We start from the raw sequence: 23,422 nt of genomic DNA, 5'->3' as shown, positions 1-23,422 counted from the left end.
TGAGGCACGCCGTCCGACCCCCATGGGAGCCGGGAACGGTCGCCCTATCCCCGTCCACCGCCCGGATCCCTGCCTCCGGCGCCCCCTGAAAGAAGTCCCATGGGAGAACTGCACCTCGGCTTCGAGATCGTCGCGCTGGTCGTGCTCTGCGCGATCCTGCTCGCCGACCTCCTGCTCGTGATCAAGCGGCCCCACCTGCCCTCGATGAAGGAGTGCGCAGGCTGGATCGGCTTCTACGTCGGCCTCGCGCTCGTCTTCGCGGTGGTGCTCTTCTTCGTGGGCGGCTCCAAGCCGTCCTCGGAGTTCCTCACCGGCTGGCTGCTCGAGTACTCGCTGAGCATCGACAACCTCTTCGTCTTCATCCTGATCATGGCGAAGTTCGGGGTGCCGCGGAAGTACCAGCAGGAAGCGCTGATGGTGGGCATCATCATCGCGCTCATCGCGCGCGGCCTGTTCATCCTCGCGGGCTCCGTGATCATCGAGCACTTCGTCGGCGTCTTCTACCTCTTCGGCCTGTTCCTGCTGTACACGGCCTGGAAGCAGGCCTTCGGCGACGAGGACGACGACGCGGAGTCGCCGATCATGCGCCTGGTGCGCCGGGTCATCCCGGTCTCCGAGGAGTACGACGGCAACAAGATCCGCACCGTCGTGGACGGCAAGAAGCTGTTCACCCCGATGCTGCTGGTGTTCATCACGCTCGGCATCACCGACGTCATGTTCGCGCTGGACTCGATCCCCGCGATCTTCGGCGTGACCCGCAACCCGTTCCTGGTGTTCACCGCGAACATCTTCGCGCTGATGGGCCTGCGCCAGCTGTACTTCCTGCTCGGCGGCATGCTGGACCGCCTGGCCTACCTGCACTACGGCATCGCCGCGATCCTCGGCTTCATCGGCGTGAAGCTGCTGATCCACGCGATCCACGAGGCGCCGCTGGGCTTCATCCCCGGCTTCGACACCCTCGCGAAGATCCCCGAGGTGCCGATCTGGCTCTCGCTGAGCTTCATCGTGGTCGCGATGGGCGTGGCGATCATCGCCTCGCTCGTGGTCGCCCGGAAGAAGGAGGGCGAGGAGATCACCCCGAAGTGATCCCGCCGGGGCGGCTCGCGTCCCATGCCGCCGCCCGACGGGCGCTGCTCAGGCACCGCCCGGGCACCGCTCCCGCACTGCGCCCCCGAGGTCCCGCACCTCGGGGGCGCTTCCCTTCGTCAGGGAGCGGGGCGAGGATGGGGGCATGAGCCCGGCCCCGCAGGATCCTCTCCCGCCCCCGCCTCGGCAGGGGGCCGGGCGCCTCCTGCCGCGGTCGGCGGCACGCGTCCCGGTCCCGGGGCCCGTGCACGGGATCGTGCCCCCGCACCTGCTGCGCAGGATCGCCGACGGGCCGACGGGGCAGAGCGCGGACGCGGCGCGACGGACCCTCGCCCTCGGCGCCCGCACGACCGCGACCAGGGAGGTGCGAGCCGCGCGGACCGGACGGACGGACGCCCCGACAGGCACCCGGCCGCAGTCCTCGCCGGACGCTCCGAGCGCCTCGGCGGGCCTGCTGCCGCCGCACATCGCGCAGCGGCTCCCTCGCCCGGACCCCGCCGCCCGCCCGGCGGTGCCGGACGGACGCGCGGCCGCGGCGGGGACGACGCCGTCGACCGCTCCCGGAGCGGCGACGTCGGCCGTGCCGGAGGCGGGGCTCGGACCGCGCCGCAGCATCCACGACGCCGCGGGCGGCACCGCGCTGCCCGGCCGGCTCGTGCGCGCCGAGGGCGCGGACCCGACCGGTGATCCGTCGGCCGACGAGGCCTACGACGGGCTCGGCGCGACCTGGGAGCTGTACGCGCGGGCGTTCGGCCGCGACTCGCTCGACGGCGCGGGGATGGAGCTGGTGGCGAGCGTCCACTACGGCCAGGACTTCGCCAACGCCTACTGGGACGGCGAGCAGATGGTCTTCGGCGACGGCGACGGGGGCTACTTCACCTCGTTCACCGGCGCGGTGGACGTGATCGGCCACGAGCTCACCCACGGCGTCGTCCAGCACACGGCGAGCCTGATCTACCTCGCCCAGCCCGGGGCGCTGCACGAGTCGATCGCGGACTGCTTCGGCGCGATGACCGCACAGCACCAGCGGGGCCAGAGAGCCGAGGAGGCGGACTGGCTGATCGGCGCGGGCCTGTTCACCGACGCCGTGCAGGGGGTGGCGCTGCGCTCGATGAAGGCACCCGGCACCGCCTACGACGACCCGGTGCTCGGGAAGGACCCGCAGCCGGACTCGATGGCGCACTACGCCGACCTCCCGCACGACGCCGAGAACGACAACGGCGGGGTGCACATCAACTCCGGCATCCCCAACCGGGCGTTCTACCTGGCCGCGACCGGGATCGGCGGGCGCACCGAGGAAGGGGCGGGGCTGCTCTGGTACGACGCGCTCACCCGCGGCGGCCTGCCACGGGACGCGGACTTCGCGACCTTCGCCGCCGCGACGCTCGCCGCCGCCGAGGCCCGCCACGGCGCGGACTCGGCCGAGCGCGCGGCCGTCGCGGAGGCGTGGCGCACGGTCGGCGTGCTCGAGGGGGAGGCATGAGGGACGAGGGACGCGCCGCGGGCCGGATCGTGCCGGTGACCGAGGTGCCGGCGGGGGACGACGCCTGCTGGCTCGGGCAGCTGTGCCCGGAGTGCGGGGCCGTGCCGGAGGGGGCGGGGGCGCAGGACGCGACGGTGCCCTGCTGGCGCTGCGGGGCGGTGCGGGGGCGGAGCGAGCAGGGCGGGGGCGGCGCCGCGGCTCGATGAGCGCAGCGACCCTCGAGCGCTGCGACGCCGCGGCCGCACCCTTCTGCTGTCGGCGCCCGCCGATCCCCTCGCCGGCGGCGGTCAGACCGCGGGCGTCGCGAAGCCCCCGTTGGACAGCAGCAGCTGACCGCGGATCCACCCGCCCTGCGGGGACAGCAGGAAGCGCACCAGGTCCGCGACGGTGCCCGGCGCGCCGAGCTCCCCGCCGGGCGTCTGCGCCGCGCCGGCGGCGCGGATCTCGTCGTCCATCCAGCCGGTGTCGATCGGGCCGGGATTGATCACGTTGGTGCGGATCCCGCGGTCGGCGAGCTCGTGGGTGCCGGCCAGCACCAGGCGGTCCAGCGCCCCCTTCGTCGCACCGTAGGGCAGGTTGTGGGCGGTGTGGTCGCTGGTCAGGGCGATCACCGCGCCACCAGGGGAGTCGGGGCCGACGGGGACCTGCTCGGCGAAGGCGCGGAGCAGCAGCCAGCTCGCCCGCACGTTGACCGCGTAGTGCCGGTCGAAGCTCTCCACCGTCGTGTCCAGGATCGAGGAGTCCACCGACTCGCAGTGGCTCATCACCAGTGCGCCGAGCGGGCCGAGCGCCTCACGGGCGTCGTGGACGAGACGCTCCGGGACGGCGGGATCGGCGAGGTCGCCGGGCAGCAGCACGACCCGCCGGCCCAGGCCGCGCAGCTCCTCGGCCAGCAGCTCGACGTCGGCGTCCTCGCCGAGCACGCGCCGGTCGTACTCGCCGTGGAAGGAGAGCGCGAGGTCGCAGCCGTCCTCGGCGAGGCCGCGCGCGATCGCGGCGCCGATCCCGCGACGTCGGCCGACGCCGGTGAGCAGTGCGGTGCGGGGAAGGGCGGGGGCGCGGCGGTGCATGAGCGCAGACTACGGAGGCGGGCCTCGCCATGGCCAGCGGTTTCCCTGGCCCGGTCTCGGTGCGTGCGCCTCGGGGTGCCACGCCGCCGGGCGGGTCACGGCGTGAGGGCGGTGCCGCTGCGTGGCGAGTCGGTCGCGGGGCCGGCGATCAGCCCGGCTCTTCGGCGCCCACGAGGACCTCGGCGGTGCTCGCGAGCGTGACCTGCGGTCCGAACAGACTCATCGTGTGCAGGGCCGCCGCCCCGTTCGCCTCGTCCGAGGCGGCGCAGGCGTCGGTCACCACCGTCAGACGGGCGCCCGCGTCGGCGGCGGCGAGCACGGTCGCGATCACGCAGCAGTCGGTGGAGACCCCGGCGATCAGCAGCGGCGCCGCCGTCGCGGCCTCGCCGAGGCTCGCGCGCAGCTGCGGCCCCCACTTGCCGAAGGTCGGCTCGTCGATCGTGGGATGGGCGGTGAGCTCCGCCGCGCCGTCGACCAGGTCGTAGAGCGGATCCGTGGCGGGCACGTCCGCGAAGGGCCAGGTGCGGAAGTACTCGCCCCAGGAGGTGGTGCGGTCCGCCGTCGGCAGCCAGCGGCTGACCAGCGTGCGCTCGGGGCCGACGTGCGCGGCGAGCTCGCGGATCCGCTCCCAGGCCTCGCCCCAGAGCGGGGAGGCCCAGTCCGAGCCGGGATCGGCGAAGATCCGCTGCGGGTCGACGATCAGCAGGTGGGGTGCGCTCATGCCGTCCGCTCCTGCGCGCGGATCCGCGAGCGGCGCGCGAACCAGGTGACGGCGAAGCCGAACACCAGGGCGAACAGCACGCCGATGTTCGCGTAGGCCCAGTTCCCGTCCCAGTAGGCGCCGGCCGGATCCTCCACGAAGGTGCCCAGGCCCAGCGGCTCGAGCAGGTAGCCCTGCCAGTTGTTCCACGGGGCGTCCTCCGCGAAGGAGTTCACCACCAGGCCCCAGCCGATCACGGAGGCGACGACCATGGTGCCCACGGAGATCCAGTCGATCGAGCCGTAGCGGCCCTTCGGATCGAACAGCGCCTGCTCGTCGTAGTCGGCGCGGCGGGAGAGCACGTCGGCGATGAGGATCCCGGCCCAGGCCGCGATCGGGACGCCGAGGGTGATCAGGAAGCTCTGGAAGGGGCCGATGAAGTTCTGCGCGAAGAACGCCACCCAGATCGTGCCGGCCGTGAGGATCACGCCGTCGACCGCGGCGGCGGCCGGGCGGGGGATCCGGATGCCGAGGCTGATCAGGGTCAGGCCCGAGGAGTAGATGCCGAGCACCGCGCCGGAGACCAGGGTCAGCACCGCGACGATCCAGAAGGGCACCAGCGCCCACAGCGGCAGGATCGTGATCAGCGCGCCGATCGGGTCGGACTCGATCGCCGTGTTCAGCGCGGGGTCGGAGCCGGCCAGCAGCAGCCCGAAGATCACCAGCACCACCGGGGCGGCCGCGCCGCCGATCGTGTTCCACAGGATGATGGACCCGTCGGACGCCGAGCGCTTCTGGTAGCGGGACCAGTCCGCGGAGATGTTGATCCAGCCCAGGCCGAAGCCGGTCATCACCATCACCAGCGCCCCGATCATCGCCTGCGGCGGGCCCGACGGGGCCGACATCACCGCCGCGAGGTCGATGTGCGGGATCGTGAGGATCATGAAGACGATCGTCATCGCGCCGGTCGCCCAGGTCAGGATCGACTGCAGCTTCATGATCGTGTGATAGCCGAGCACGGAGGCGCCGACGATCAGGGCCGCGATCGCGAGCGCCGCGATGACGGTGACGGCGCTGCCCGCCCCGATCCCGAGGATCTCGAAGACCGTGGCCGTGGCGAGCACCGCGGAGATCGCCAGCGAGGTCTCCCAGCCGATCGAGGTCAGCCACGAGATGATGCCCGGCACCTTCTGGCCGTGCACGCCGAAGGCGGCGCGCGAGAGCACCATCGTCGGCGCGGAGCCGCGCTTGCCCGCGATCGCGACCAGCCCGCACAGTGCGAAGCTGAGGACGATGCCGATGACCGCGACGATCGTCGCCTGCCAGAAGCTGATCCCGAAGCCGAGCAGGTAGGAGCCGTAGCTCATCCCGAACACGGACACGTTCGCGGCGAACCAGGGCCAGAACAGGTCTCGCGGCCGGGCGGTGCGCTCCGACTCGGCGATGATCTCGATGCCCGTGGTCTCGACGAGCGGCGCGGTGCGGGCGCCCTCGGGCGCGGCGGGGGAGATGGACATGGGCAGAGTCTCCCACGTCACAGCTCCGCGGGATGTTCCCGACCTCATGGCGGCCGACGCCGGGCGGCGCTAGCCTGACCGCGACCTCCCCTGCCCCGGCCCGCGCGCTCCGTCGCCGCCCGCCCCGGCGGGCCCCTGTTCGACGACGACCCCGGTCGTGCCTCCTCCCCGTGCGTCCCGACCGCGGTCGCGCCCCTCTCCTGGAAGGAGTCGCGTGCCCCGGACCGCGTCCCCCCTCGCGCGAGTGCGCGGACTGCTCACGATCGCCCCCGCCCGCGTCGACCACATCCCCGCCTTCCGCATCGCGGTGGGCCTCGCGATCCCGATGGCGGTGCTGCTGCTCACCGACCGGATCGAGTTCGCGATGTACGTCGGCTTCGGGGCGTTCACCGGCATCTACTCCCGCTACGAGCCGACCCGGGCGCGCTTCCGCCGCCAGCTGCTGGCCGGCGCCATGCTCACCGTCTGCGTGACGATCGGCGCGGCCGTCGCCCAGCTGGCGCCGAGGATGCCCGAGGCGCTCTCCTCCTGGATCGTGATCGTCGTCGGCGCGCTGGTCGCCGGGGGCTCGGCGATCCTCGTGACCTCGCGCGGGCTGAAGCCGGGCGGGGCGATCTTCCCCGTCTTCGCGACCGCGGCGGTCGCCTCCGCGCCGTCGGTCGCCCCGTTCTGGCTCGCGGGGCTGATCGCGGCCTCCGTCGTCGCCCTGTGCGTGCTGCTGGGACTGCTGGGGCACTGGGCGGGGGAGCGCCATCCGGACGTGGTGCTCGGCCGCGACCACGAGGACGTCACCCGCGCCGAGCTCGGCGCCGAGTTCACCCGCTACTTCGTCGCCGCGCTGGTCGCGGGCGCGATCGGCCTCGCCTCCGGACTGCCCTTCCCGTACTGGGCCCAGGTGGCGGCCGTCGCGCCGTTGGCCTCGCCCGGCCACGGAGCACGGATCGAGAAGGGCGTCCACCGCCTCGTCGGCACGATCCTCGGTGTGGGCGTGACCGCGTTCCTGCTGTCCTTCCCGGCCGAGCCCTGGCAGCTGGTGGTGTGGGTGGTGCTGCTGCAGTTCCTCGCCGAGATGTTCATCCTGCGCAACTACTCGATCGCGCTGCTGTTCATCACGCCGCTCGCGCTGCTGATGGTCCAGCTGGGCCATCCCCAGCCCGCCGGCCCGATGCTCGAGGCCCGCGTTCTGGAGACGGCGATCGGCGTCGTGGTCGGGCTCGCGCTGGTGATCGGCCGCTACGTGCGGGAGCGGCGCCGCACGCTCGTCGCCTGAGTCGGCCGACGGCCCGCGCGCCGTCCGGACCTCAGGCGCCGGGGCCGCCCGTCCCCTCGTCGCCCGACGGCTCCTCCTCCGGCGACCGCGGCACGAGCAGGTCGATCGCGGAGCGCAGGCTCTCGGGGGAGACGTCGGAGACCTGCACCTGGTCCTGCGGGGACCGCTGCGGCCCCACCGCGCCGTCGTCGATCACCCGCACCCGGTCGGAGGTCGCGACGACGGTGGCCTGCCGCCCCTCGCCCTCGGCGACGGAGGTGATGACCGACAGCGCACGGGCGTCCGCCGCCTCCGGGCCGGTGACGGCCTCGGCGCGGGTGGTGGTCGTCGGCTCGCCGTCCTCGCCGGCGACGCCGAACGGGTCGGTGAACTTCCGGATCCGCTCGGCGACCTCGTCGACCTCCGGGACGCTGAAGTGGTGGAACCCATCGACGGTGACGTACTCCTCGAGCACCCCGCGGCGGGGGAACAGGTAGTGCGCGAGCGTTGTCGAGCCGCCGTTCAGCGCCCGTGTCGTGGTGATCATCCCCTCCGGGATGCGGCGCAGGGTCACGACCCCGGCGAGCCGACGATCGAGCTGGACGGGGCGGGCGGAGGGGTCCCCGGAGCCGGAGACGAGCTCCCCCTCCTCCTCGACGCTCTCGCCGCCGGGCCGCACCAGGCCCCGCGCGGTGAGCGAGCGGAGGGCCGAGGCGGAGGCGGAGTCGGCGTCCACCTGGTCCTGGTCGAGATACGGGCTGCCCAGCAGCGCGAGCGCCGAGGCGCCGTCCAGGCCCCTCAGCTCCTCGTCGGTGAGGGTGATCAGCACCTCCGGCTCCGTCCCGGCACCGGCGAGCACCTCCATCGCCCCGAGCATGTCGCGCTGGGTGATCATGGGCTCGGTCGAGGAGGACTGCTGCGAGGCCTGCGGGGTGTCGCTCATGCGGGGTCGGCTCCCTGGGAGGCGAGGGCCCGCCGTCGCGGCGGGGCCCGGATCGGTCACGGGTCGGGGTCAGCGTCTCATGGGTGCGGCGGGCGCGGCGGCGTCACCAGGGCAGGGCGTCCGCGAGGCCGTCGACCGCACCGGAGATGCCGTCGCCGACGGAGTCCACGACGTTCCCGACGCCCTCCGAGACCGCCCCGGCGGTGTCGCCGACGAAGTCCGTGGTGGCGTTCCAGGCGTCGGAGGCGGTCGAGGAGATCGCGGGCCAGTTGTCGTAGACCATCTTGCCCACGTCCGCGAGCGCCGCCCCGCCGGAGATGACCGCCCCGGCGGCCACGAGGGGTCCTCCGACGATCGCCCCGACGCCCGTCGCGGACATCGCGCCGCCGGCGAGCATCAGCCCGCCGCCGAGCGCGCTCGCCCCGCCCGTGACCGCGCTGAAGGTGTCCCCGTTCTTCATGCCGTCGATCATCTGCCAGCCGCCGGTGACCACGTCGATGCCCGGCAGCGCCTTGCCCACGAAGGGGGCGACGTCGTCGAGGAAGGGGGCGACTTTCGAGAGCTTCCCGGCGGCGTCGTCCACCCAGCCGAAGAAGTTCTTGTTCCCCAGCCCTGTCGGGACGTTGAACGGCAGCTCGCCGATCATCTTCTTGACCAGGCCGCTGTACTCGGTGCCCGCGCTGAACGCCGACTCGGTGATGTCCTTGCCGTACTTCCAGGTCCCGGCGGCGAGCTGGAAGATGTCCTCGGCCCCGCCGATGAAGTCCGTCGAGCGGTCGATGATCCGGGCGAGGTCCCAGACCTTCTTGGCCCGGGTGAACGCGGTCTGGAGCGTGTTGAAGACGCCGAGGCCGTCGTTGAGCCCGCCCAGCAGCGAGTCCCACCAGGAGCCGCCGTCCTTCCCGCCGCCGGAGCCGCCGCCCCCGTCGGACCCCGCGCCGGAGGCCTCGTCCTGCTCCTCGGCATGCTGCTCGAGGTCCGTGCCGCGGCGGGAGATCAGCTCCCCGACCTGGTCGAACAGCGGGGACGTGCTCGAGGACCAGCGCTCGCGGAAGGCGTCGGCGTCCGGGCCGCGCCATGCGCTCTCGTCCATGACGACCGGCTGCAGCAGGTCGCGCAGCTCACCGATCGCCGTCGCCCGCTGGACGAGCAGCGCGGAGTGGTCGCGCAGCTGATCGGTGTCGGCGCCGTAGAAGCCGCTCATGCTGTTCCCCCGGAGAATGATCGGTCCCTCTGGATCCGGTGCCGCCGGCACGACGAGCGGGCCGGGCACCGACGTCAGGGTAGGGGCGATCCAGGACGGCGGCCATGGGGAGTACTCCCCATCGAGCGCAGCCGGTCACGGCGTCGGCACCGCCGACGGCCCGGCACGAGGCCCGGGCCGCAGCGCGGACCCGGCGGCTGACCGTAGGCTCGTGGGCATGGGGACGAGACGAGACAGGCTGCGCGAGGCGGCCGCCCTCCAGGAGCAGATCCGTGAGCAGCACGGCGAGGACGCCGATGCGGTGATGGCGCAGTCGCTCGCCGAGCGGACAGGAGCCAGCCGTGCGGAGTCCACGTACCGCCGGGCCATGGCCCGGAACCAGGGGCTGCGCTTCCGCGCGTCGGACATGAACCTGCCCCAGCAGGTGCTGCACCCGGAGGAGACCGTCCACGAGGTCGCCGTCGGCGCCCAGCGCTCGGACACCTTCCCGCTGCTGATCGTCACCGACAGGCGGGTCCTGCACGTCATGGACCGTCTGCGCGGCTGGACCGTGCTCGAGGAGGCACCGGCCGCGGCTGTCACGGGGGCCGAGCTCGAGGAGCGGTTGCTCTCCGGCCGGCTCCGCGTCCATGTGCGCGAGGGCCGGGACCTGACGATGAAGGTGGCCGAGCGGGCCCGCAGCCAGGAGGTCGTCGACCTCCTGCAGCACCTGGCCGCCGGGGGCGCACCCCCGGGCTGAGCCGCAGGCGACCCGTCCTCTCCGCTCCGCGCCGTCGGGGCTGCAAACTCCCCCGGTCCTGCGCACCGGCCCCGTCCGCTCCGCGACCGCAGCGGGACCGGCCGCGGGGCCGGGCGTAGCGTCGGGCCATGAGCGACGGACCCCCCGAGAGCGCCCGACAGCCCGGCCCCTACACCCACGGCTACGGCGCGGCGGTGCTCGGCAGCCATCGTGCCCGCACCGCTGCGAACTCGGCCGCGCACCTCCTGCCGCACCTGCGGCCCGGGCAGCGGCTGCTGGACGTGGGCAGCGGCGCGGGCACCATCACCGCGGGCCTCGCCCGGATCGTCGGCCCCGGGAACGTCACCGCGCTCGAGGTCGCCGAGGAGTCTGCGGCGCTGACCCGCGCGGAGCTCGCGGCGCAGGGGCTGGACGAGGTGACGGTCGTAGTCGGCGACGCCCAGGCGTTGGACCTCCCCGACGACGCCTTCGACGTGGTCCACGCCCACCAGGTGCTCCAGCACCTCCCGCGCCCTGTCGACGCGCTGCGCGAGGCGCGCCGCGTGACCCGTCCGGGCGGCCTCGTCGCCGTGCGGGACAGCGACTACGAGGGCTTCCGGTGGTTCCCCGAGGATGCGCGGCTGGACCGCTGGCTCACGCTCTACCTCGCCGCCGCCCGAGCCAACGGCGGGACGCCCGACGCCGGTCGGCGCCTGCTCGCCTGGGCCCACGAGGCGGGCTTCACCGACGTCACCCCCGGGGCGTCGACCTGGTTGCACGCCACCGAGGAGTCCCGCGCGGCCTGGGGCGCGACCTGGTCCGGCCGCATCACCTCCGACCCGCTCGCGGGGCAGCTCGAGCACGAGGGGCTCGCCGACGCCGCCGTGCGTGAGGATGTGGCCCGCGCCTTCCGCGACTGGGCGGCACACCCCGACGCCTGGTTCGTGCTGCTGCACGGGGAGATCCTCGCCGTCTCGCCGTGAGCGCACCTGCGGCCACGGGAGCGGCCTACCCTGGTCCCGACCACTGTCACTTCGGGAGGATCCCCTGATGAACCTCAGCTCCGCCATCCTGCGCGCCGTCCCCGGCGCGTTCATCCTCAACTCCGGCATCGGCAAGCTCGGCATGGACGAGCAGACCGCCGCGCATCTCCAGGCGATGGCCGTCAACGGCATCCCCGCGGTCGAGACGCTCTCCCCGAAGCAGTTCGGGCGGCTCGTCGCGTTCGGCGAGATCGCCGTGGGCTCCTCCCTGCTGCTGCCCTTCGTGCCCACCAAGGTCGCGGGCCTCGCGCTCGCCGGGTTCTCCGGCTCGATGCTCTCGATGTACTTCCGCACCCCGGAGATGACCGAGGCCGATGGTGTGCGTCCCTCGCAGTCCGGGACCCCGCTGGCCAAGGATTCCTGGATGGCGGCGATCGCCCTCGCCCTGATCATCGGCACCGGCAGCGGCTCCCGCGAGGCGAAGAAGGCCGCCAAGCAGGCCGAGAAGCGCGCCGTGAAGCTCGAGCGCGCCCTCGAGAAGCAGGCCGACTGACCCCCGCGCCGGCCGGGCCCCCACCCCGCACCCGCCGGTTGTGCCCGCTGTGCTTCCGTTCCTGGAAGCACAGCGGGCACAACGTTGACATGGCGAGGGCGCGGGAGAGCGTGAGGTGAGGTGAGGTGAGGGGAGGTGGAGGGGGATGCTCTGCGGTCGACCCGACGCGGAGGTCCTCCGGAACCCGGAGTGCAAGAGCTTGCATCGCGGTGGCGTCAGATGTCCGCCGTCGCCGGATTCTTGCCCACGCTTCTGACCTGCATGAACAATCGGAAATCGGGCAGGTTTGACGGAACCCCTCGACGGCACGAGCTGAGCTCGCTACTCTCCTTCGCAAGCGTACGCGTTCCTTCGCAAGTTCTTGCATCCCCGATCCGGCTATGACGCCGGGGGTCGGCCCCAGTAGTCGGCCCATCCCCAGGAGAGAACCCATGCAGCACGCCCCCATCGGCACAGCGGCCCCGCGCCCGCTGATCCGCCTCGCCGCAGCCCTCGCCCTTGCGCTCCTCCTCGCCGTCGCCGGCTCCCCGGCCACCTCCCCACCCGCACAGGGCTCGCCCCCCGTGCCCAGCGGCGGTGCCACCTCGGAGAACGGTCGTGGCGACGCCATCCTCAACCTCTTCCAGTGGACCTGGGACTCCGTGGCCGCGGAGTGCACGAGCACCATCGGCCCCGCGGGCTTCGGCTACGTCCAGGTCTCCCCGCCGCAGGAGACGATCCAGGGCACGGCCTGGTGGACCTCCTACCAGCCCGTGAGCTACAAGATCGAGGGCAAGCTCGGCACCCGCGCCGAGTTCGCCGCCATGGTCGAGACCTGCAACGCCGCCGGCGTCGAGGTCATCGCTGACGCCGTCATCAACCACACCACCGGGGCCAACGTCGGTTCCGGCACCGGCACCGCCGGAACTCCCTTCGGCATCGACTACTTCCCCGGCATCTACGGCGCCGCCGACTTCAACGACTGCCGCACGAACATCAGCAACTATCAGGACCGGTTCCAGGTGCAGAACTGCCGCCTGGTGTCCCTGCAGGACCTCCGCACCGGCTCCGAGTACGTGCAGAACACCCTCGCCGGATATATGAACGACCTGCTCTCGCTCGGCGTCGCCGGCTTCCGCATCGACGCCGCGAAGCACATCCCCGCGAGCGACCTGGCGGCGATCAAGTCGAAGCTCAGCGACCCGAACGCCTACTGGGTGCAGGAGGTCATCGGCGCGGCCGGCGAGCCGATCCAGGAGTCCGAGTACACGGGCACCGGTGACGTGCACGAGTTCGACTACGCCCGCCAGCTGAAGTCCGACTTCGACGGCTCGATCGCGAACCTGCAGCACATCGCGAACGGGAAGCTCCCCTCCGCTCAGGCCGGGGTGTTCGTCGATAACCACGACACCGAGCGCAACGGCGAGACCATGAACGAGACCTGGGGCGCGAAGTACGTCCTGGCCAACACGTTCATGCTCGCCTACCCCTACGGGTCCCCCTCGGTGTACTCCGGCTACACGTTCACCGACAAGGATGCGGGTGCCCCCGGTGCCACCGCGACCTCCGTGCCCGACGCGAACTGCGACTCCGACGCGTGGACCTGCACCCAGCGCTGGACCGAGATCCAGGGCATGGTCGGCTTCCACAACACCGTCGCCGGCACCGCCCTGACGAACTGGTGGGACGACGGCGGCGACCAGATCGCCTTCGGCCGCGGCGACAAGGGCTTCGTGGCCATCAACAACACCGGCTCCGCGACCACCCGCACCTACGACAGCTCGCTGCCTGCGGGCACGTACTGCGACGTGGTCGCGGCGAGCGACTGCTCCGAGACGATCACCGTCGCGGCCGACGGCACCTTCTCGGCGACCCTCCCCGCCTACGGGGCGCTCGCCCTGCACGTGGGGAAGACCTCCGACGGCACCACGCCGGATCCCGACCCGGGCACCGATCCCGTCGCCGGGAAGGTCTCCGTGAGCGTGCACGCGAGCACGGTCTGGGGCCAGGAGGTGCGGATCGTCGGCTCGGTGCCGGAGCTGGGCGGCTGGCAGCCCGCCTCCGGCGTCGCCCTGGACCCCTCGGGCTACCCGAGCTGGACGGGCGGCGTGGACCTGCCGGCCGGCACGAGCTTCGAGTACAAGTACGTGAAGGTCGACGGCACGGGCGCGGTGGTCTGGGAGTCCGGTGCGAACCGCACGGCGACCGTCGGTGCCGACGGGACGCTCGCGCTCACCGACACCTGGAGGTAGGCCGCCGCCGCTGAGGTAGGCCCCACCCTGATATGACCGCAGGGTAGCGGCGTCTGAGGGAGCATGTCCGCCGCACCATGCTCCCTCAGGCGCCGCGGAGCGCTGTCGTGGGCCCGTGGGGGCGCGCCGCGGGTCGACAGATGACCCCGTCGGCCCTACGATCTGATTGAAACAACAACGACTTTCCTCCGAGGAGGCCCCCATGGCACTCAGCACCGCGATCCTCCGCGCCGTCCCCGGCGCGTTCATCCTCAACTCCGGCATCTCCAAGCTGGGGATGGACGCCGGCACCGCCGAGGCGCTGCGCGGCATGGCCGCCCAGGGCGTGCCGGTCCTCGGCAAGCTCACCCCCGAGCAGTTCGCGAAGTTCCTCAGCTACGGCGAGATCGCCGTGGGCGCCTCCCTGCTTCTGCCCTTCGTGCCCACGAGGATCGCCGGCCTCGCGCTCGGCACCTTCTCCGGCTCGCTGGTCTCGATGTACCTGCGCACCCCCGGCATGACCCAGGCCGACGGCGTGCGCCCCACCCAGGAGGGCACCGCCATCGCCAAGGACACCTGGCTCCTCGCGATCGCCGCGGCGCTCGTGCTCGCCGGCGGCAAGGGCAAGGGCGCGAAGACCGCCGAGTGACCCCCTTCCGCCGCCGGGTGAGCCCCGGCCGCGGCCGACGCGCGAGCGTCTGCCGCGGCGCCCCTCGGGCCCGGCCGCGCGGCACCCCTCAGGCTCGGCGGCGCGACGACCCTCAGCCCCGGGCGCGCGCCGCGTCCCGGCGCCGCTCGAGGAAGCGCCGCTCGCCGTCGCTGCCCCCGAGCTCGAGCGCCCTGGTCCAGTCCTCCGCCGCCAGCGCGTGCTGCGCCGTCTCCTCGTGGAAGAGGGCCAGCGCCGCGTGGAAGGGCGAGTGCGCGCGCAGCTCCGGCTCCTCCGCGAGCTGCTCGAGCAGGGCGAGCCCCTCCTCGGGGCCGTGCGAACGCCCGACGGCGATCGCGCGGTTCATGCGGACCACGGGGTCCTCGCCGCGGGCCAGCAGGAGGTCGTAGAGCACTACGATCTGGGCCCAGTCGGTCTCCTCGAAGCGCGGCGCCTCGGCGTGGAGCGCGGCGATCGCCGCCTGGATCGCGTAGCGGCCGGCGTCGGGCGCGGCAGCGGCGCGCTCGACGAGGGCCAGCCCCTCGGCGATCCGCTCGCGGTCCCAGAGCGCGCGGTCCTGGTCCTCGAGCGGGACCGGGACGTCCTCGGCGTCCGTGCGCGCCGGGGAGCGCGCATCGGTCAGCAGCAGCAGGGCCAGCAGCCCCGCGGGCTCCGCATCGCCGGGGGAGAGGCGCTCGAGGATCCTCGCCAGGCGGATCGCCTCCGCCGTCAGTTCCCGCCGGATCGGCGCATCGCCGCTGGTCGCGGCGTACCCCTCGGTGAAGACGAGCGAGATCGCGCGCAGCACGAGCGGCATCCTCCGCGCCCGCTCCTCGGGATCGGCGGGGACGGTCAGGGGGATGCTCGCGCCCGCGATCCGCTTCTTGGCCCGCGTGATCCGGGCCTGCAGCGTCGGCACCGGCAGCAGCAGGGCCTGCGCGACCTCGGCCGTGGTCAGCGAGCCGACGAACCGGAGCATGAGCGCGATGCGGTCCGCGGGCGCGATCGCCGGATGGCAGCAGCCCATCAGCATCGCGAGGCGCTCGTCGGGCAGGTCGGAGCCATCCCCGAGCGAGGGGTCCTCGAGCGCGCCGGACTCCGCGCTGGGAGCCGTCGGCGTCCCCTCGCGCACGCGCAGCACGGCCAGTCGCCGCGCGGCGGTCGCGTCCCGCCGCGCCCGGTCCAGGGCGGCCCGGGTCGCGGCCGTGGTCAGCCAGGCCAGCGGCGTGCGGGGGACACCCTGCTCGGGCCAGGTGCGCAGGGCCGCCTCCATCGCCTCGGAGGCGGCGTCCTCGGCGAGGTCGAGGTCCCCGAAGTGGCGCACCAGCGTGGCGAGCAGCCTGCTGTGCTCCTCCCGGTGCACCCGGGCCAGCACATCGTCCGCTCCCGGCTCGTGCGCCGCGTCGGGGACCATCGCTCCCTCTCCAGCCCTGTCCCGCTCAGATCTCGAGCAGCGGCCGCACCTCGATGCGTCCGCCGATCGCGCCGGGGCACTTCGCGGCCCAGGCGAGGGCCTCGTCGAGGCTCGGCACCTCCAGCACGATCGTGCCGCCCACGAACTCGCGGCTCTCGGCGTAGGGGCCCGCAGTGATCACGGCCTCCGAGTCGGCGTCGGCGCGGGACACGCTCGTGCCCTCCTCCGGATCGGTGAGGGCGAAGCCGCCGGCCAGCACGCCGGCCTTCTCCAGCTCGGCGTCGAAGGCGGCGAACTCCTCGGGGCCGGGGCCCTCCTCGCTCTCGCCGCAGCGAGCATCGTCCAGGTCCCCCATCAGCAGCAGCACGTACTTCATGGTCACTCCTCCATCGGTGTGTGAACCGGACCGTGCGGCCCGGACACCACTATGACGAACGGGGGCGGTGCGGATCGACAGCTCCGGCCGACGGGTTTCTCGGGACGTCGCGTCCGAGGGTGCTGGAGCCGCCTCGCCCCCGCGTCCGGGTCAGAGGACCGTAAGCCCCTCGAGCATCGTCTCGAGGTCCGCGACCTGCTGGTCATGGCCGAGTGCGGCGCCCCCGTCGAAGGCGGCGGGCCCATCAGGGGTGTCCACCACGATCACCACGCGGCGCCAGGAATCGGTCGAGTGGAGCAGGGTCAGATCGGAGATCACCACGTCGGCGGAGACGATCCAGGCGTCGTGCCCGTCGACCGTGGTGGCCTCGTCGCGATAGTTCCGCAGCATGGCCGGATCGCCGTAGAGCTCCTCGCCCTGCTCGGGCTCGAGCGCGCACAGGAAGATCGCGCGCGCGGCCTCCTCGGCGCCGGGATAGCCGCCCTCCTCCTCGGGGAACTCGACCTTCCCGACGCCCGCGAGCGTGTACCAGCCCGCCTCCACGGGCTGGTCGGCGTGGTGCTGGTCGGTGACGTAGGCGCTCTGCGAGCCCCAGCCGGTGCCCACCTCCCAGCCCTCGGGCTGTGGGAACGCGAGGCCGCCGCCGCGCACCTCGCCCTCGACCTGCTCGGTCACGGCCCCGTCCCCCTGCATGGTGCAGGCGGTGCCCGAGGCTGCGGCCTCGGTCGTTGGCTCCTGGTCCTTCGGCGTCGGCGCGCCGCCCGAGCCGCCGTCGGACGCACCCCCACCGTCCGACGCGCCCCCGCCGTCGGACGGGCCCGTCTCGTCCGTGGGGCTCGACGCGCTCGGGGTCGGATCGTCGGCGGGCTCCTCCCCGCCGCCGCTCAGCACGGTCTGCGAGAGCACCAGCGCGATCACGGCGAGGATCACCACCAGGCACCCGCCCCCGCCCAGCAGCGCGAGCATCGGGCCGCGCCCGCCGCCCGACCCGCCGGGAGAGTCGGGGCCGGCAGGTCTTCCGGGATCGTCCCCGCCGAACCCGCCCGTCCTGCCGGAGCCTCCCGAAGGGCTGCCGGAGAAGTCCGGGAGGGAGGCGCCCCCGACGCCGCCGGTCGCGCCGTACCCGCCGGGGCTCTGCCCGTCGGGGCGCTGTGCGTCGGCGCCGTATCCGTCGGAGCCCTGCGCTCCGGGCCCATGTCTGCCGGCACCGCTCTGCCCGCCGCCGGGCGCGGAGAAGTCCGGCAGCTGCGGCCCCTGACCGCCCCCGTGCTCGTTCATCGTTCGCCCCCTCGGCCCCGGCCGCCGTCCCCCGGCGACCGGGGCCACCCTAGCGGGCTGCCGCTCCGACCTCGCGCCCCTGACGGCTCCTGTTTCCTGCCGGGCGTTGCATCCACCGGCGCTCAGCCCGCAGCCGACCCCGCGTGCTGCCCCCGACGCACGCGCAGCGCCAGTGGATGCAACGAGGCCGCGTTCTCTGCGGCCCGCCGCCCGACGACGCCCGTCCCTCGCGTCCACACGCCTGCAGGCGACGACGGCACGGACCTGTCGTTCGCCCGCCCGCCGTCGTTCGGCCGACGGACGAAAGTCCCCGCAGGTCAGCGCCTGTAATGACGATCACAGGTCCGCCAAGTGAATAAAGCAAGCAAGGAGTGGCATAAACCGCGCAGGTGAGGCTAGCCTCAGTCACGGTGCGGCTCGGTTTCCCGCCGCGCCTCCGGACCCCGTCGAGAGAAAGACTTCCCATGACCTCCTTCACCCGCCGCAGCCTCGGCGCCCTCTCCGCCGCCGGCGTCCTCGGCCTGGCCCTCACCGCCTGCGGCGGCACCGGAGAGGACGACGCGACGGGCGCCGGCGCCTCCGACGCGGGCGGCGCCGAGGCCGGCACCGTCGAGGTCGAGGACAACAACGGCCCGCAGACCGTGCAGACCCCGCCGTCCTCCGTGGTCGCGACCGACAACCGCACCTTCGAGGCCCTCGCCGACTGGGGCGTCACCCTCGCCGCCGCGGCCCGCACCCTGATGCCCTCGACGAACCCGCTCAAGGAGGACGAGTCGATCATCGACCTCGGCAGCCACCGCGAGCCCGACCTCGAGGCCGTCGTCGCCGCCGAGCCGACCCTGATCATCAACGGCCAGCGCTTCGCCCAGTACCACGACGACTTCGTGAAGTACGCGCCGGACGCGACGATCCTCGAGCTCGACCCGCGCGACGACCAGCCCTTCGCCGACGAGCTCAAGCGCCAGGTCTCCGTGCTCGGCGAGATCTTCGAGAAGCAGACCGAGGCCGAGGCCCTCGGCACCGACCTCGACGCCGCGATGGAGCGCGTCAAGGCCGCCTACGACGGCTCCTCCACCGTCATGGCCGTGACCACCTCCGGCGGCGAGATCGGCTACATCGCTCCCGGTCAGGGGCGAACGCTGGGCTGGACCTTCGAGGCGCTCGGACTGGCGCCTGCGCTCGAGGTCGAGGGTGCCAGCGACGACCACGAGGGCGACGACATCTCCGTCGAGGCGATCGCGGACTCGAACCCCGCCTGGATCCTCGTGATGGACCGCGACGCGGCCGTCTCCGCCGACGACCCCGAGTACACGCCCGCCAACGAGCTGCTGGACTCCTCCGAGGCGCTCGCCGGCGTGACCGCCGTGGCCGAGGGCAACATCGTCTACATGCCCGCGGACACCTACACCAACGAGGGCATCCAGACCTACACGGAGTTCTTCAACACCTTCGCCGATGCGCTCGAGGGCAAGGCCTGAGCCACGTCCGTCATCGCTGACCGCCGCACGGCGGGCAGGGCCTGCGCGGCCCGCCCGCCGTGCGTCGCGTCGTCGCAGCACCCGTCGGCCCCGTGCGGCGCGCCGGTTCCGACGATCGTGCGCCGACGCGACCACCGCCCCTTCCAGGAGTCCTGAATGACCGCCCCCCAGCTCACCTCCGAGTCGCCGCCGCCCCCCACCCGCGGGCGCGAGCGCCTCGTCGACGGCAAGCTCCTGATCGGCATCGGCGCGGTCGCGCTGCTGCTGGTCGTCTCCCTGTTCACCGGCGTCTACGACGTGCTCGGCGCCGAGGGCGGCGGCGAGATGTTCGCCATCACCCGCATTCCCCGCACCATCGCGCTGGTCCTCGCGGGCGCTGCGATGTCGATGTCGGGCCTGATCATGCAGCTGATGACGCAGAACCGCTTCGTCGAGCCGTCCACCACCGGCACCACCGAGTGGGCGGGGCTCGGCCTGATCCTGGTGATGGTGCTGGTCCCGTCGGCGGGGCTGCTGACGAAGATGGGCGTGGCGATCGTCTTCTCCTTCGTCGGCACGATGGTGTTCTTCCTGTTCCTGCGCCGGGTCACGCTGCGCAGCTCCCTGATCGTGCCGATCATCGGGATCATGCTCGGGGCCGTCGTCGGCTCCGTCTCCACCTTCGTCGCCCTCCAGTTCGACGCGCTGCAGAACCTCGGGGTCTGGTTCGCCGGCTCCTTCACCTCCGTGCTGCGCGGAAGCTACGAGGTGCTGTGGATCGTGCTCGCCGTGGGCGTGGCCGTGTTCGTCGTCGCCGACCGCCTGACCGTCGCGGGCCTCGGCGAGGACATCGCCACCAACGTCGGCGTGAACTACCGCCGCGTGGTGCTGCTGGGCACGGGCCTGGTCGCGATCGCGACCGGCGTGGTCACCGTCGTGGTCGGGAACCTGCCCTTCCTGGGCCTGATCGTCCCGAACGTCGTCTCGATGATCCGCGGCGACGACCTGCGCTCGAATCTGCCCTGGGTGTGCCTGCTCGGCATCGCGATCGTCACGATCTGCGACCTGATCGGCCGCACCATCATCATGCCCTTCGAGGTGCCGGTCTCCCTGATCCTGGGGATCGTGGGCGCGGCCGTCTTCATCGCCCTCCTGCTGAGGCAGCGCCGACATGGCTGAGCGCACGACGACCCACGACGGGCGCCGGCTCGAGGCGGTCGCCGACGAGGCCGCCCCCGTCGAGCTCTCCACCGCCCCGGCCGACGCCGCAGGCGAGCTCGGCGTGCTCTCGGCCCCCCGGCGCATGCGGGCCCGCTCCGGCGCCTTCCCCGACGGCGCCTCCCAGCGCCGCTACTGGATCGTGCTGGCCGTCCTCGTGGTCCTGGCCGCGGGCGCGGCGCTCGGGCTGCTCGCGATCGGGAACCCCATGCCGGTGGGCTCGCGCGGCTTCTGGCTGATCGCCGAGATGCGCGTGACCTCCCTGGTGGTGATGGCGGTCGTGGCGATCTGCCAGGCGGTCGCCACGATCACCTTCCAGACCGTCACCAACAACCGCATCATCACCCCCTCGATCATGGGCTTCGAGTCGCTGTACACCGTCATCCAGACGGCCGCGGTGTACACGCTCGGCGTGGCCGGTGTCGTCGCCCTGCAGGGGCCCGGCCAGTTCCTCGCGCAGGTCGCGGCGATGGTGGGGCTCTCGGTGCTGCTGTACGGCTGGCTGCTGCGCGGCCGCTACGCGAACATCCAGGTCATGCTCCTGGTGGGCATCATCATGGGCGGCGGGCTCGGCGCGGTCTCGACCTTCATGCAGCGTCTGCTCTCGCCCAGCGAGTTCGACGTGCTCAGCGCCCGGCTGTTCGGCTCGGTGACCAATGCGAGCGCCGAGTACCTGCCCTTCGCGATCCCGCTGGTGATCGTGGCGACGACGCTGATCTGGCTCAACGCCCGCACGCTGAACGTCATCGCGATGGGCCGGGACGTGTGCATCAACGTGGGCGTGGACCACGGCCGCCAGACCATCTACTCCCTCGTCCTGGTCTCGGTGCTGATGGCGGTCTCGACCGCGCTCGTCGGCCCCATGACCTTCTTCGGCTTCCTCGTCGCGACGCTGACCTACCAGCTCGCCGGGACCCACGACCACCGCCGCCTGCTGCCCCTCGGGGCGCTCACCGGCTTCGTGGTCCTCGCCGGCGCCTACTTCGTCATGAACCACGTGTTCTACGCGCAGGGCGTCGTCTCCATCATCATCGAGCTCGTCGGCGGGACCGTGTTCCTCGTCGTCATCATGCGGAAGGGGCGCCTGTGATCACCATCGACAAGGTGCGGAAGGAGTACCGGTCCGCGACCGGGACGGTGCAGATCGGGCCGGTCACCACCGACATCCCCTCGGGCGGGGTGACGGCGCTGGTGGGCCCGAACGGCGCGGGCAAGTCGACGCTGCTGACCATGGTGGGGCGACTGCTGGGCATCGACGAGGGCCAGATCGAGGTGGCGGGCTACGACATCGCCTCCACCGCCTCGAAGGACCTCGCCAAGATCCTCTCGGTGCTGCGCCAGGAGAACCACTTCATCACCCGGCTCACGGTGCGCCAACTGGTCGGATTCGGCCGCTTCCCCTACTCCAAGGGGCGCCTGACCCGGCTCGACGAGCAGAAGATCTCCGAGGCGATCGACTTCCTGAACCTCGACGACCTCGAGGACCGCTATCTCGACCAGCTCTCCGGCGGGCAGCGCCAGCGCGCGTACGTGGCGATGGTCCTGGCCCAGGACACCGAGTACGTGCTGCTGGACGAGCCGCTGAACAACCTCGACATGCGCCACAGCGTCCAGATGATGGGGCGCCTGCGCGATGCCGCCCGCGAGCTGGGCCGCACGGTCGTGGTGGTGCTGCACGACATCAACTTCGCCGCCCACTACGCCGACCACATCATCGCGATGAAGGAGGGCGCGGTCGTCGAGGCCGGGCCCGTCGCGCGGATCATGGACGGCGAGGTGCTCACCCGCGTCTTCGACACCCCGGTGCAGGTGGTCGAGGGGCCGACGGGCCCGCTCGCCGTCTACTACTGAGCCCGGCGGCGGCGGACCGGCCGGGCCCGGGCCCCGCGAGACACCGCACAGCGGGACCGGGCGCACCGCCCTCGCGCCCAGCACCGAGTGGCAGATATCGACCGCTGTCCCTGAGTCATACCGGTCGATACCTGCCACTCGATGTGTGTGGGGAGGCGGCTGCGCCGCCTGCCCATGAGAACCGGCGCCGAGTGATGCATCCGGGCCGCCATGACGGCTTCACAGCGGTCCAGATGCAGCACTCGGTCGGCGGCGGGGCGCCCGGCCGCCGGAGCACCTCGGCGGCGGGGCACCCGGGCAGTAGGCCACGCGGGCAGCGGGGCGCTCGGGCGGCGGGTCGCCTGCCCTCAGCGGGTCACTTGGTGGCGGGGTCCGTCCCGCCGCGGCCGTCCTCGCGGTCCAGCGCGTCGATCGCGGCGACCTCGTCGGCCGTGAGCTCCAGCTCCGCCGCGGCGAGGTTCTCCACGATCCGCGAGGGCGTGACGGACTTCGGGATCGTCACGATGCCGTGCGCGAGATGCCAGGCGAGGACCACCTGGGCGGGGGTGGCGCCGTGGGCCTCGGCGATCGCGGTGACGGCCGGGTTCTCGAGCAGGTCGGACTTGCCCTGGCCCAGCGGCCCCCACGCCTCGGTGAGGATGCCGTGCTCGGCGTGGATCGCGCGCAGCTCCCGCTGCTGGAAGTAGGGGTGCAGCTCGATCTGGTGGATCGCGGGGACCACGCCGGTGGCCTCGATGACCTCGGCGAGCTGCTGCGCCGGGAAGTTCGAGACGCCGATGGCGCGGACCAGGCCGCGCTCCTGCAGGGCGATCAGGGCCTTCCACGCCTCGACGTGCTGCCCCTGCGAGGGCGCCGCCCAGTGGATGAGGTAGAGGTCCACGTAGTCCAGGCCGAGCCGCTCGAGGGAGGCCTCGCAGGCGGCGATCGCGTCGTCGAAGGCGTGGGCGTCGTCCCACAGCTTCGTGGTCACGAACAGCTCCTCGCGCGGGATCCCGGACTCGGCGATCGCCCGGCCGACGCCCTCCTCGTTGCCGTAGATCTTCGCGGTGTCGATGTGGCGGTAGCCGGCGGCGAGGGCCTGGGCGGTCACGTCGGCCGCGATGTCCGGGTCGACCTTGAACACGCCGTAGCCGAGCTGGGGGATCGGGGCGGCGCCGCGGATCTCGAGCGTCGGGACGGCGGGGTGGGATGCAGTCATGGAGGGTCCTCTCCTCGGGGTCGCGCCCAGCCTACGGGGCGGCGGGCGGCACCACCCGGCGAGCCGCGGTCAGTGCGACTCGGTGGGCGGCCGCGCGGCGTCGACGGACATCGAGTGGTGCGTATGGACCGCTATGACGAGGGCCGCCTCAACGGGTGAGTGCGACTCCTGAGGAGGGAGTTGCTGATGTTGCCTGCGTCGTTTCGAGCGGAGGTCATCGAGGCAGTCATAGCCGGGAAGCCGGCGATGGTCGCTGCGCGAGAAGCAG

General features: G+C 72.8%; 22 protein-coding genes. 13 read left to right on the top strand and 9 right to left on the bottom strand.

Features of this window, described 5'->3' with window-relative positions; genetic code table 11:
* Window positions 1-99: 99 nt before the first annotated feature.
* The 3 genes from DS079_RS06060 (at window position 100) to DS079_RS06050 (ending at window position 2,775) form a co-directional block, all read left to right on the top strand.
* Window positions 100-1,086 (top strand): TerC family protein, encoded by a 987-nt coding sequence (locus tag DS079_RS06060; RefSeq protein ID WP_126985762.1) that lies wholly within the window; start codon window positions 100-102, stop codon window positions 1,084-1,086.
* Window positions 1,087-1,342: 256 nt separating this feature from the next.
* Complete coding sequence (locus tag DS079_RS06055) at window positions 1,343-2,569, top strand: M4 family metallopeptidase (RefSeq protein WP_241237569.1); 1,227 nt, start codon at window positions 1,343-1,345, stop codon at window positions 2,567-2,569.
* On the top strand, window positions 2,566-2,775 hold the full coding sequence (locus DS079_RS06050; RefSeq protein ID WP_010552154.1) for a hypothetical protein: 210 nt from the start codon (window positions 2,566-2,568) through the stop codon (window positions 2,773-2,775). The genes DS079_RS06055 and DS079_RS06050 overlap by 4 nt, the downstream gene beginning before the upstream one ends.
* 81 nt (window positions 2,776-2,856) lie before the next feature.
* On the opposite strand, the gene DS079_RS06045 is transcribed toward DS079_RS06050, so the two are convergent.
* From DS079_RS06045 to DS079_RS06035, 3 genes are all read right to left on the bottom strand, one after another.
* Window positions 2,857-3,639: an SDR family oxidoreductase gene (locus DS079_RS06045; RefSeq protein ID WP_126985758.1), complete on the bottom strand. Its 783-nt coding sequence runs from the start codon at window positions 3,637-3,639 to the stop codon at window positions 2,857-2,859.
* Between the two features lie 148 nt (window positions 3,640-3,787).
* Window positions 3,788-4,360 carry a cysteine hydrolase family protein gene (locus DS079_RS06040; protein WP_126985756.1) on the bottom strand — a complete coding sequence of 191 codons (573 nt, stop codon included), beginning with the start codon at window positions 4,358-4,360 and terminating at the stop codon, window positions 3,788-3,790.
* Complete coding sequence (locus DS079_RS06035; RefSeq protein ID WP_126985754.1) at window positions 4,357-5,856, bottom strand: purine-cytosine permease family protein; 1,500 nt, start codon at window positions 5,854-5,856, stop codon at window positions 4,357-4,359. The genes DS079_RS06040 and DS079_RS06035 overlap by 4 nt, the downstream gene beginning before the upstream one ends.
* A gap of 214 nt (window positions 5,857-6,070) precedes the next feature.
* Here DS079_RS06035 and DS079_RS06030 point away from each other — a divergent pair, with 214 nt between their 5' ends.
* Window positions 6,071-7,126, top strand: coding sequence for an FUSC family protein (locus tag DS079_RS06030; RefSeq protein ID WP_126985752.1), 1,056 nt, complete (start codon window positions 6,071-6,073; stop codon window positions 7,124-7,126).
* A gap of 31 nt (window positions 7,127-7,157) precedes the next feature.
* On the opposite strand, the gene DS079_RS06025 is transcribed toward DS079_RS06030, so the two are convergent.
* Window positions 7,158-8,048, bottom strand: coding sequence for a hypothetical protein (locus DS079_RS06025; protein WP_010552159.1), 891 nt, complete (start codon window positions 8,046-8,048; stop codon window positions 7,158-7,160).
* A 103-nt stretch (window positions 8,049-8,151) separates the two neighbouring features.
* A complete protein-coding gene (locus DS079_RS06020) occupies window positions 8,152-9,252 on the bottom strand; it encodes a hypothetical protein (protein ID WP_126985750.1) in 1,101 nt (366 codons plus the stop codon).
* Between the two features lie 217 nt (window positions 9,253-9,469).
* Between DS079_RS06020 and DS079_RS06015 the strand changes: the two genes are divergently transcribed.
* The 5 genes from DS079_RS06015 (at window position 9,470) to DS079_RS05995 (ending at window position 14,365) form a co-directional block, all read left to right on the top strand.
* Window positions 9,470-9,991 carry a PH domain-containing protein gene (locus tag DS079_RS06015; RefSeq protein WP_164736134.1) on the top strand — a complete coding sequence of 174 codons (522 nt, stop codon included), beginning with the start codon at window positions 9,470-9,472 and terminating at the stop codon, window positions 9,989-9,991.
* 128 nt (window positions 9,992-10,119) lie between these two features.
* A complete protein-coding gene (locus DS079_RS06010; protein WP_126985746.1) occupies window positions 10,120-10,953 on the top strand; it encodes a methyltransferase domain-containing protein in 834 nt (277 codons plus the stop codon).
* Between the two features lie 67 nt (window positions 10,954-11,020).
* Window positions 11,021-11,506, top strand: coding sequence for a DoxX family membrane protein (locus DS079_RS06005; protein WP_126985744.1), 486 nt, complete (start codon window positions 11,021-11,023; stop codon window positions 11,504-11,506).
* Window positions 11,507-11,937: 431 nt separating this feature from the next.
* Window positions 11,938-13,737 carry a carbohydrate-binding module family 20 domain-containing protein gene (locus DS079_RS06000; protein WP_126985742.1) on the top strand — a complete coding sequence of 600 codons (1,800 nt, stop codon included), beginning with the start codon at window positions 11,938-11,940 and terminating at the stop codon, window positions 13,735-13,737.
* A 202-nt stretch (window positions 13,738-13,939) separates the two neighbouring features.
* A complete protein-coding gene (locus tag DS079_RS05995; RefSeq protein ID WP_126985741.1) occupies window positions 13,940-14,365 on the top strand; it encodes a hypothetical protein in 426 nt (141 codons plus the stop codon).
* A gap of 112 nt (window positions 14,366-14,477) precedes the next feature.
* Here the strand turns inward: DS079_RS05995 and DS079_RS05990 are convergent, their stop codons facing one another.
* The 3 genes from DS079_RS05990 to DS079_RS05980 form a co-directional block, all read right to left on the bottom strand.
* A complete protein-coding gene (locus DS079_RS05990; protein ID WP_126985739.1) occupies window positions 14,478-15,776 on the bottom strand; it encodes an RNA polymerase sigma factor in 1,299 nt (432 codons plus the stop codon).
* A 25-nt stretch (window positions 15,777-15,801) separates the two neighbouring features.
* Window positions 15,802-16,152, bottom strand: coding sequence for a YciI family protein (locus tag DS079_RS05985; protein WP_126985737.1), 351 nt, complete (start codon window positions 16,150-16,152; stop codon window positions 15,802-15,804).
* 150 nt (window positions 16,153-16,302) lie between these two features.
* Window positions 16,303-17,430: a hypothetical protein gene (locus DS079_RS05980; protein ID WP_126985735.1), complete on the bottom strand. Its 1,128-nt coding sequence runs from the start codon at window positions 17,428-17,430 to the stop codon at window positions 16,303-16,305.
* Between the two features lie 464 nt (window positions 17,431-17,894).
* On the opposite strand from DS079_RS05980, the gene DS079_RS05975 reads away from it, so the two are divergent.
* From DS079_RS05975 to DS079_RS05960, 4 genes are all read left to right on the top strand, one after another.
* Entirely contained in the window at window positions 17,895-18,908 is a 1,014-nt protein-coding gene (locus DS079_RS05975) for a siderophore ABC transporter substrate-binding protein (protein WP_126985733.1), read from the top strand.
* A gap of 156 nt (window positions 18,909-19,064) precedes the next feature.
* The gene (locus DS079_RS05970; RefSeq protein WP_126985731.1) at window positions 19,065-20,066 is read left to right on the top strand and encodes an ABC transporter permease; all 1,002 of its coding nucleotides are present in this window, start codon (window positions 19,065-19,067) and stop codon (window positions 20,064-20,066) included.
* Entirely contained in the window at window positions 20,059-21,195 is a 1,137-nt protein-coding gene (locus tag DS079_RS05965; RefSeq protein ID WP_126985729.1) for an iron chelate uptake ABC transporter family permease subunit, read from the top strand. The genes DS079_RS05970 and DS079_RS05965 overlap by 8 nt, the downstream gene beginning before the upstream one ends.
* Window positions 21,192-21,956 (top strand): iron ABC transporter ATP-binding protein, encoded by a 765-nt coding sequence (locus DS079_RS05960; protein WP_126985727.1) that lies wholly within the window; start codon window positions 21,192-21,194, stop codon window positions 21,954-21,956. Before DS079_RS05965 ends, DS079_RS05960 begins: the two co-directional genes overlap by 4 nt.
* Before the next feature lie 355 nt (window positions 21,957-22,311).
* Here the strand turns inward: DS079_RS05960 and DS079_RS05955 are convergent, their stop codons facing one another.
* Window positions 22,312-23,154, bottom strand: a complete 843-nt coding sequence (locus DS079_RS05955) for an aldo/keto reductase (protein WP_126985725.1) — start codon at window positions 23,152-23,154, stop codon at window positions 22,312-22,314.
* Between the last annotated feature and the right edge of the window lie 268 nt (window positions 23,155-23,422).

Source organism: Brachybacterium paraconglomeratum, from assembly GCF_003994255.1.
In the GTDB taxonomy this organism is placed as follows: domain Bacteria; phylum Actinomycetota; class Actinomycetes; order Actinomycetales; family Dermabacteraceae; genus Brachybacterium; species Brachybacterium conglomeratum.
The sequence above is the reverse complement of the archived record's forward strand: the minus strand, read 5'-3'. Positions and strand labels throughout refer to the sequence as shown.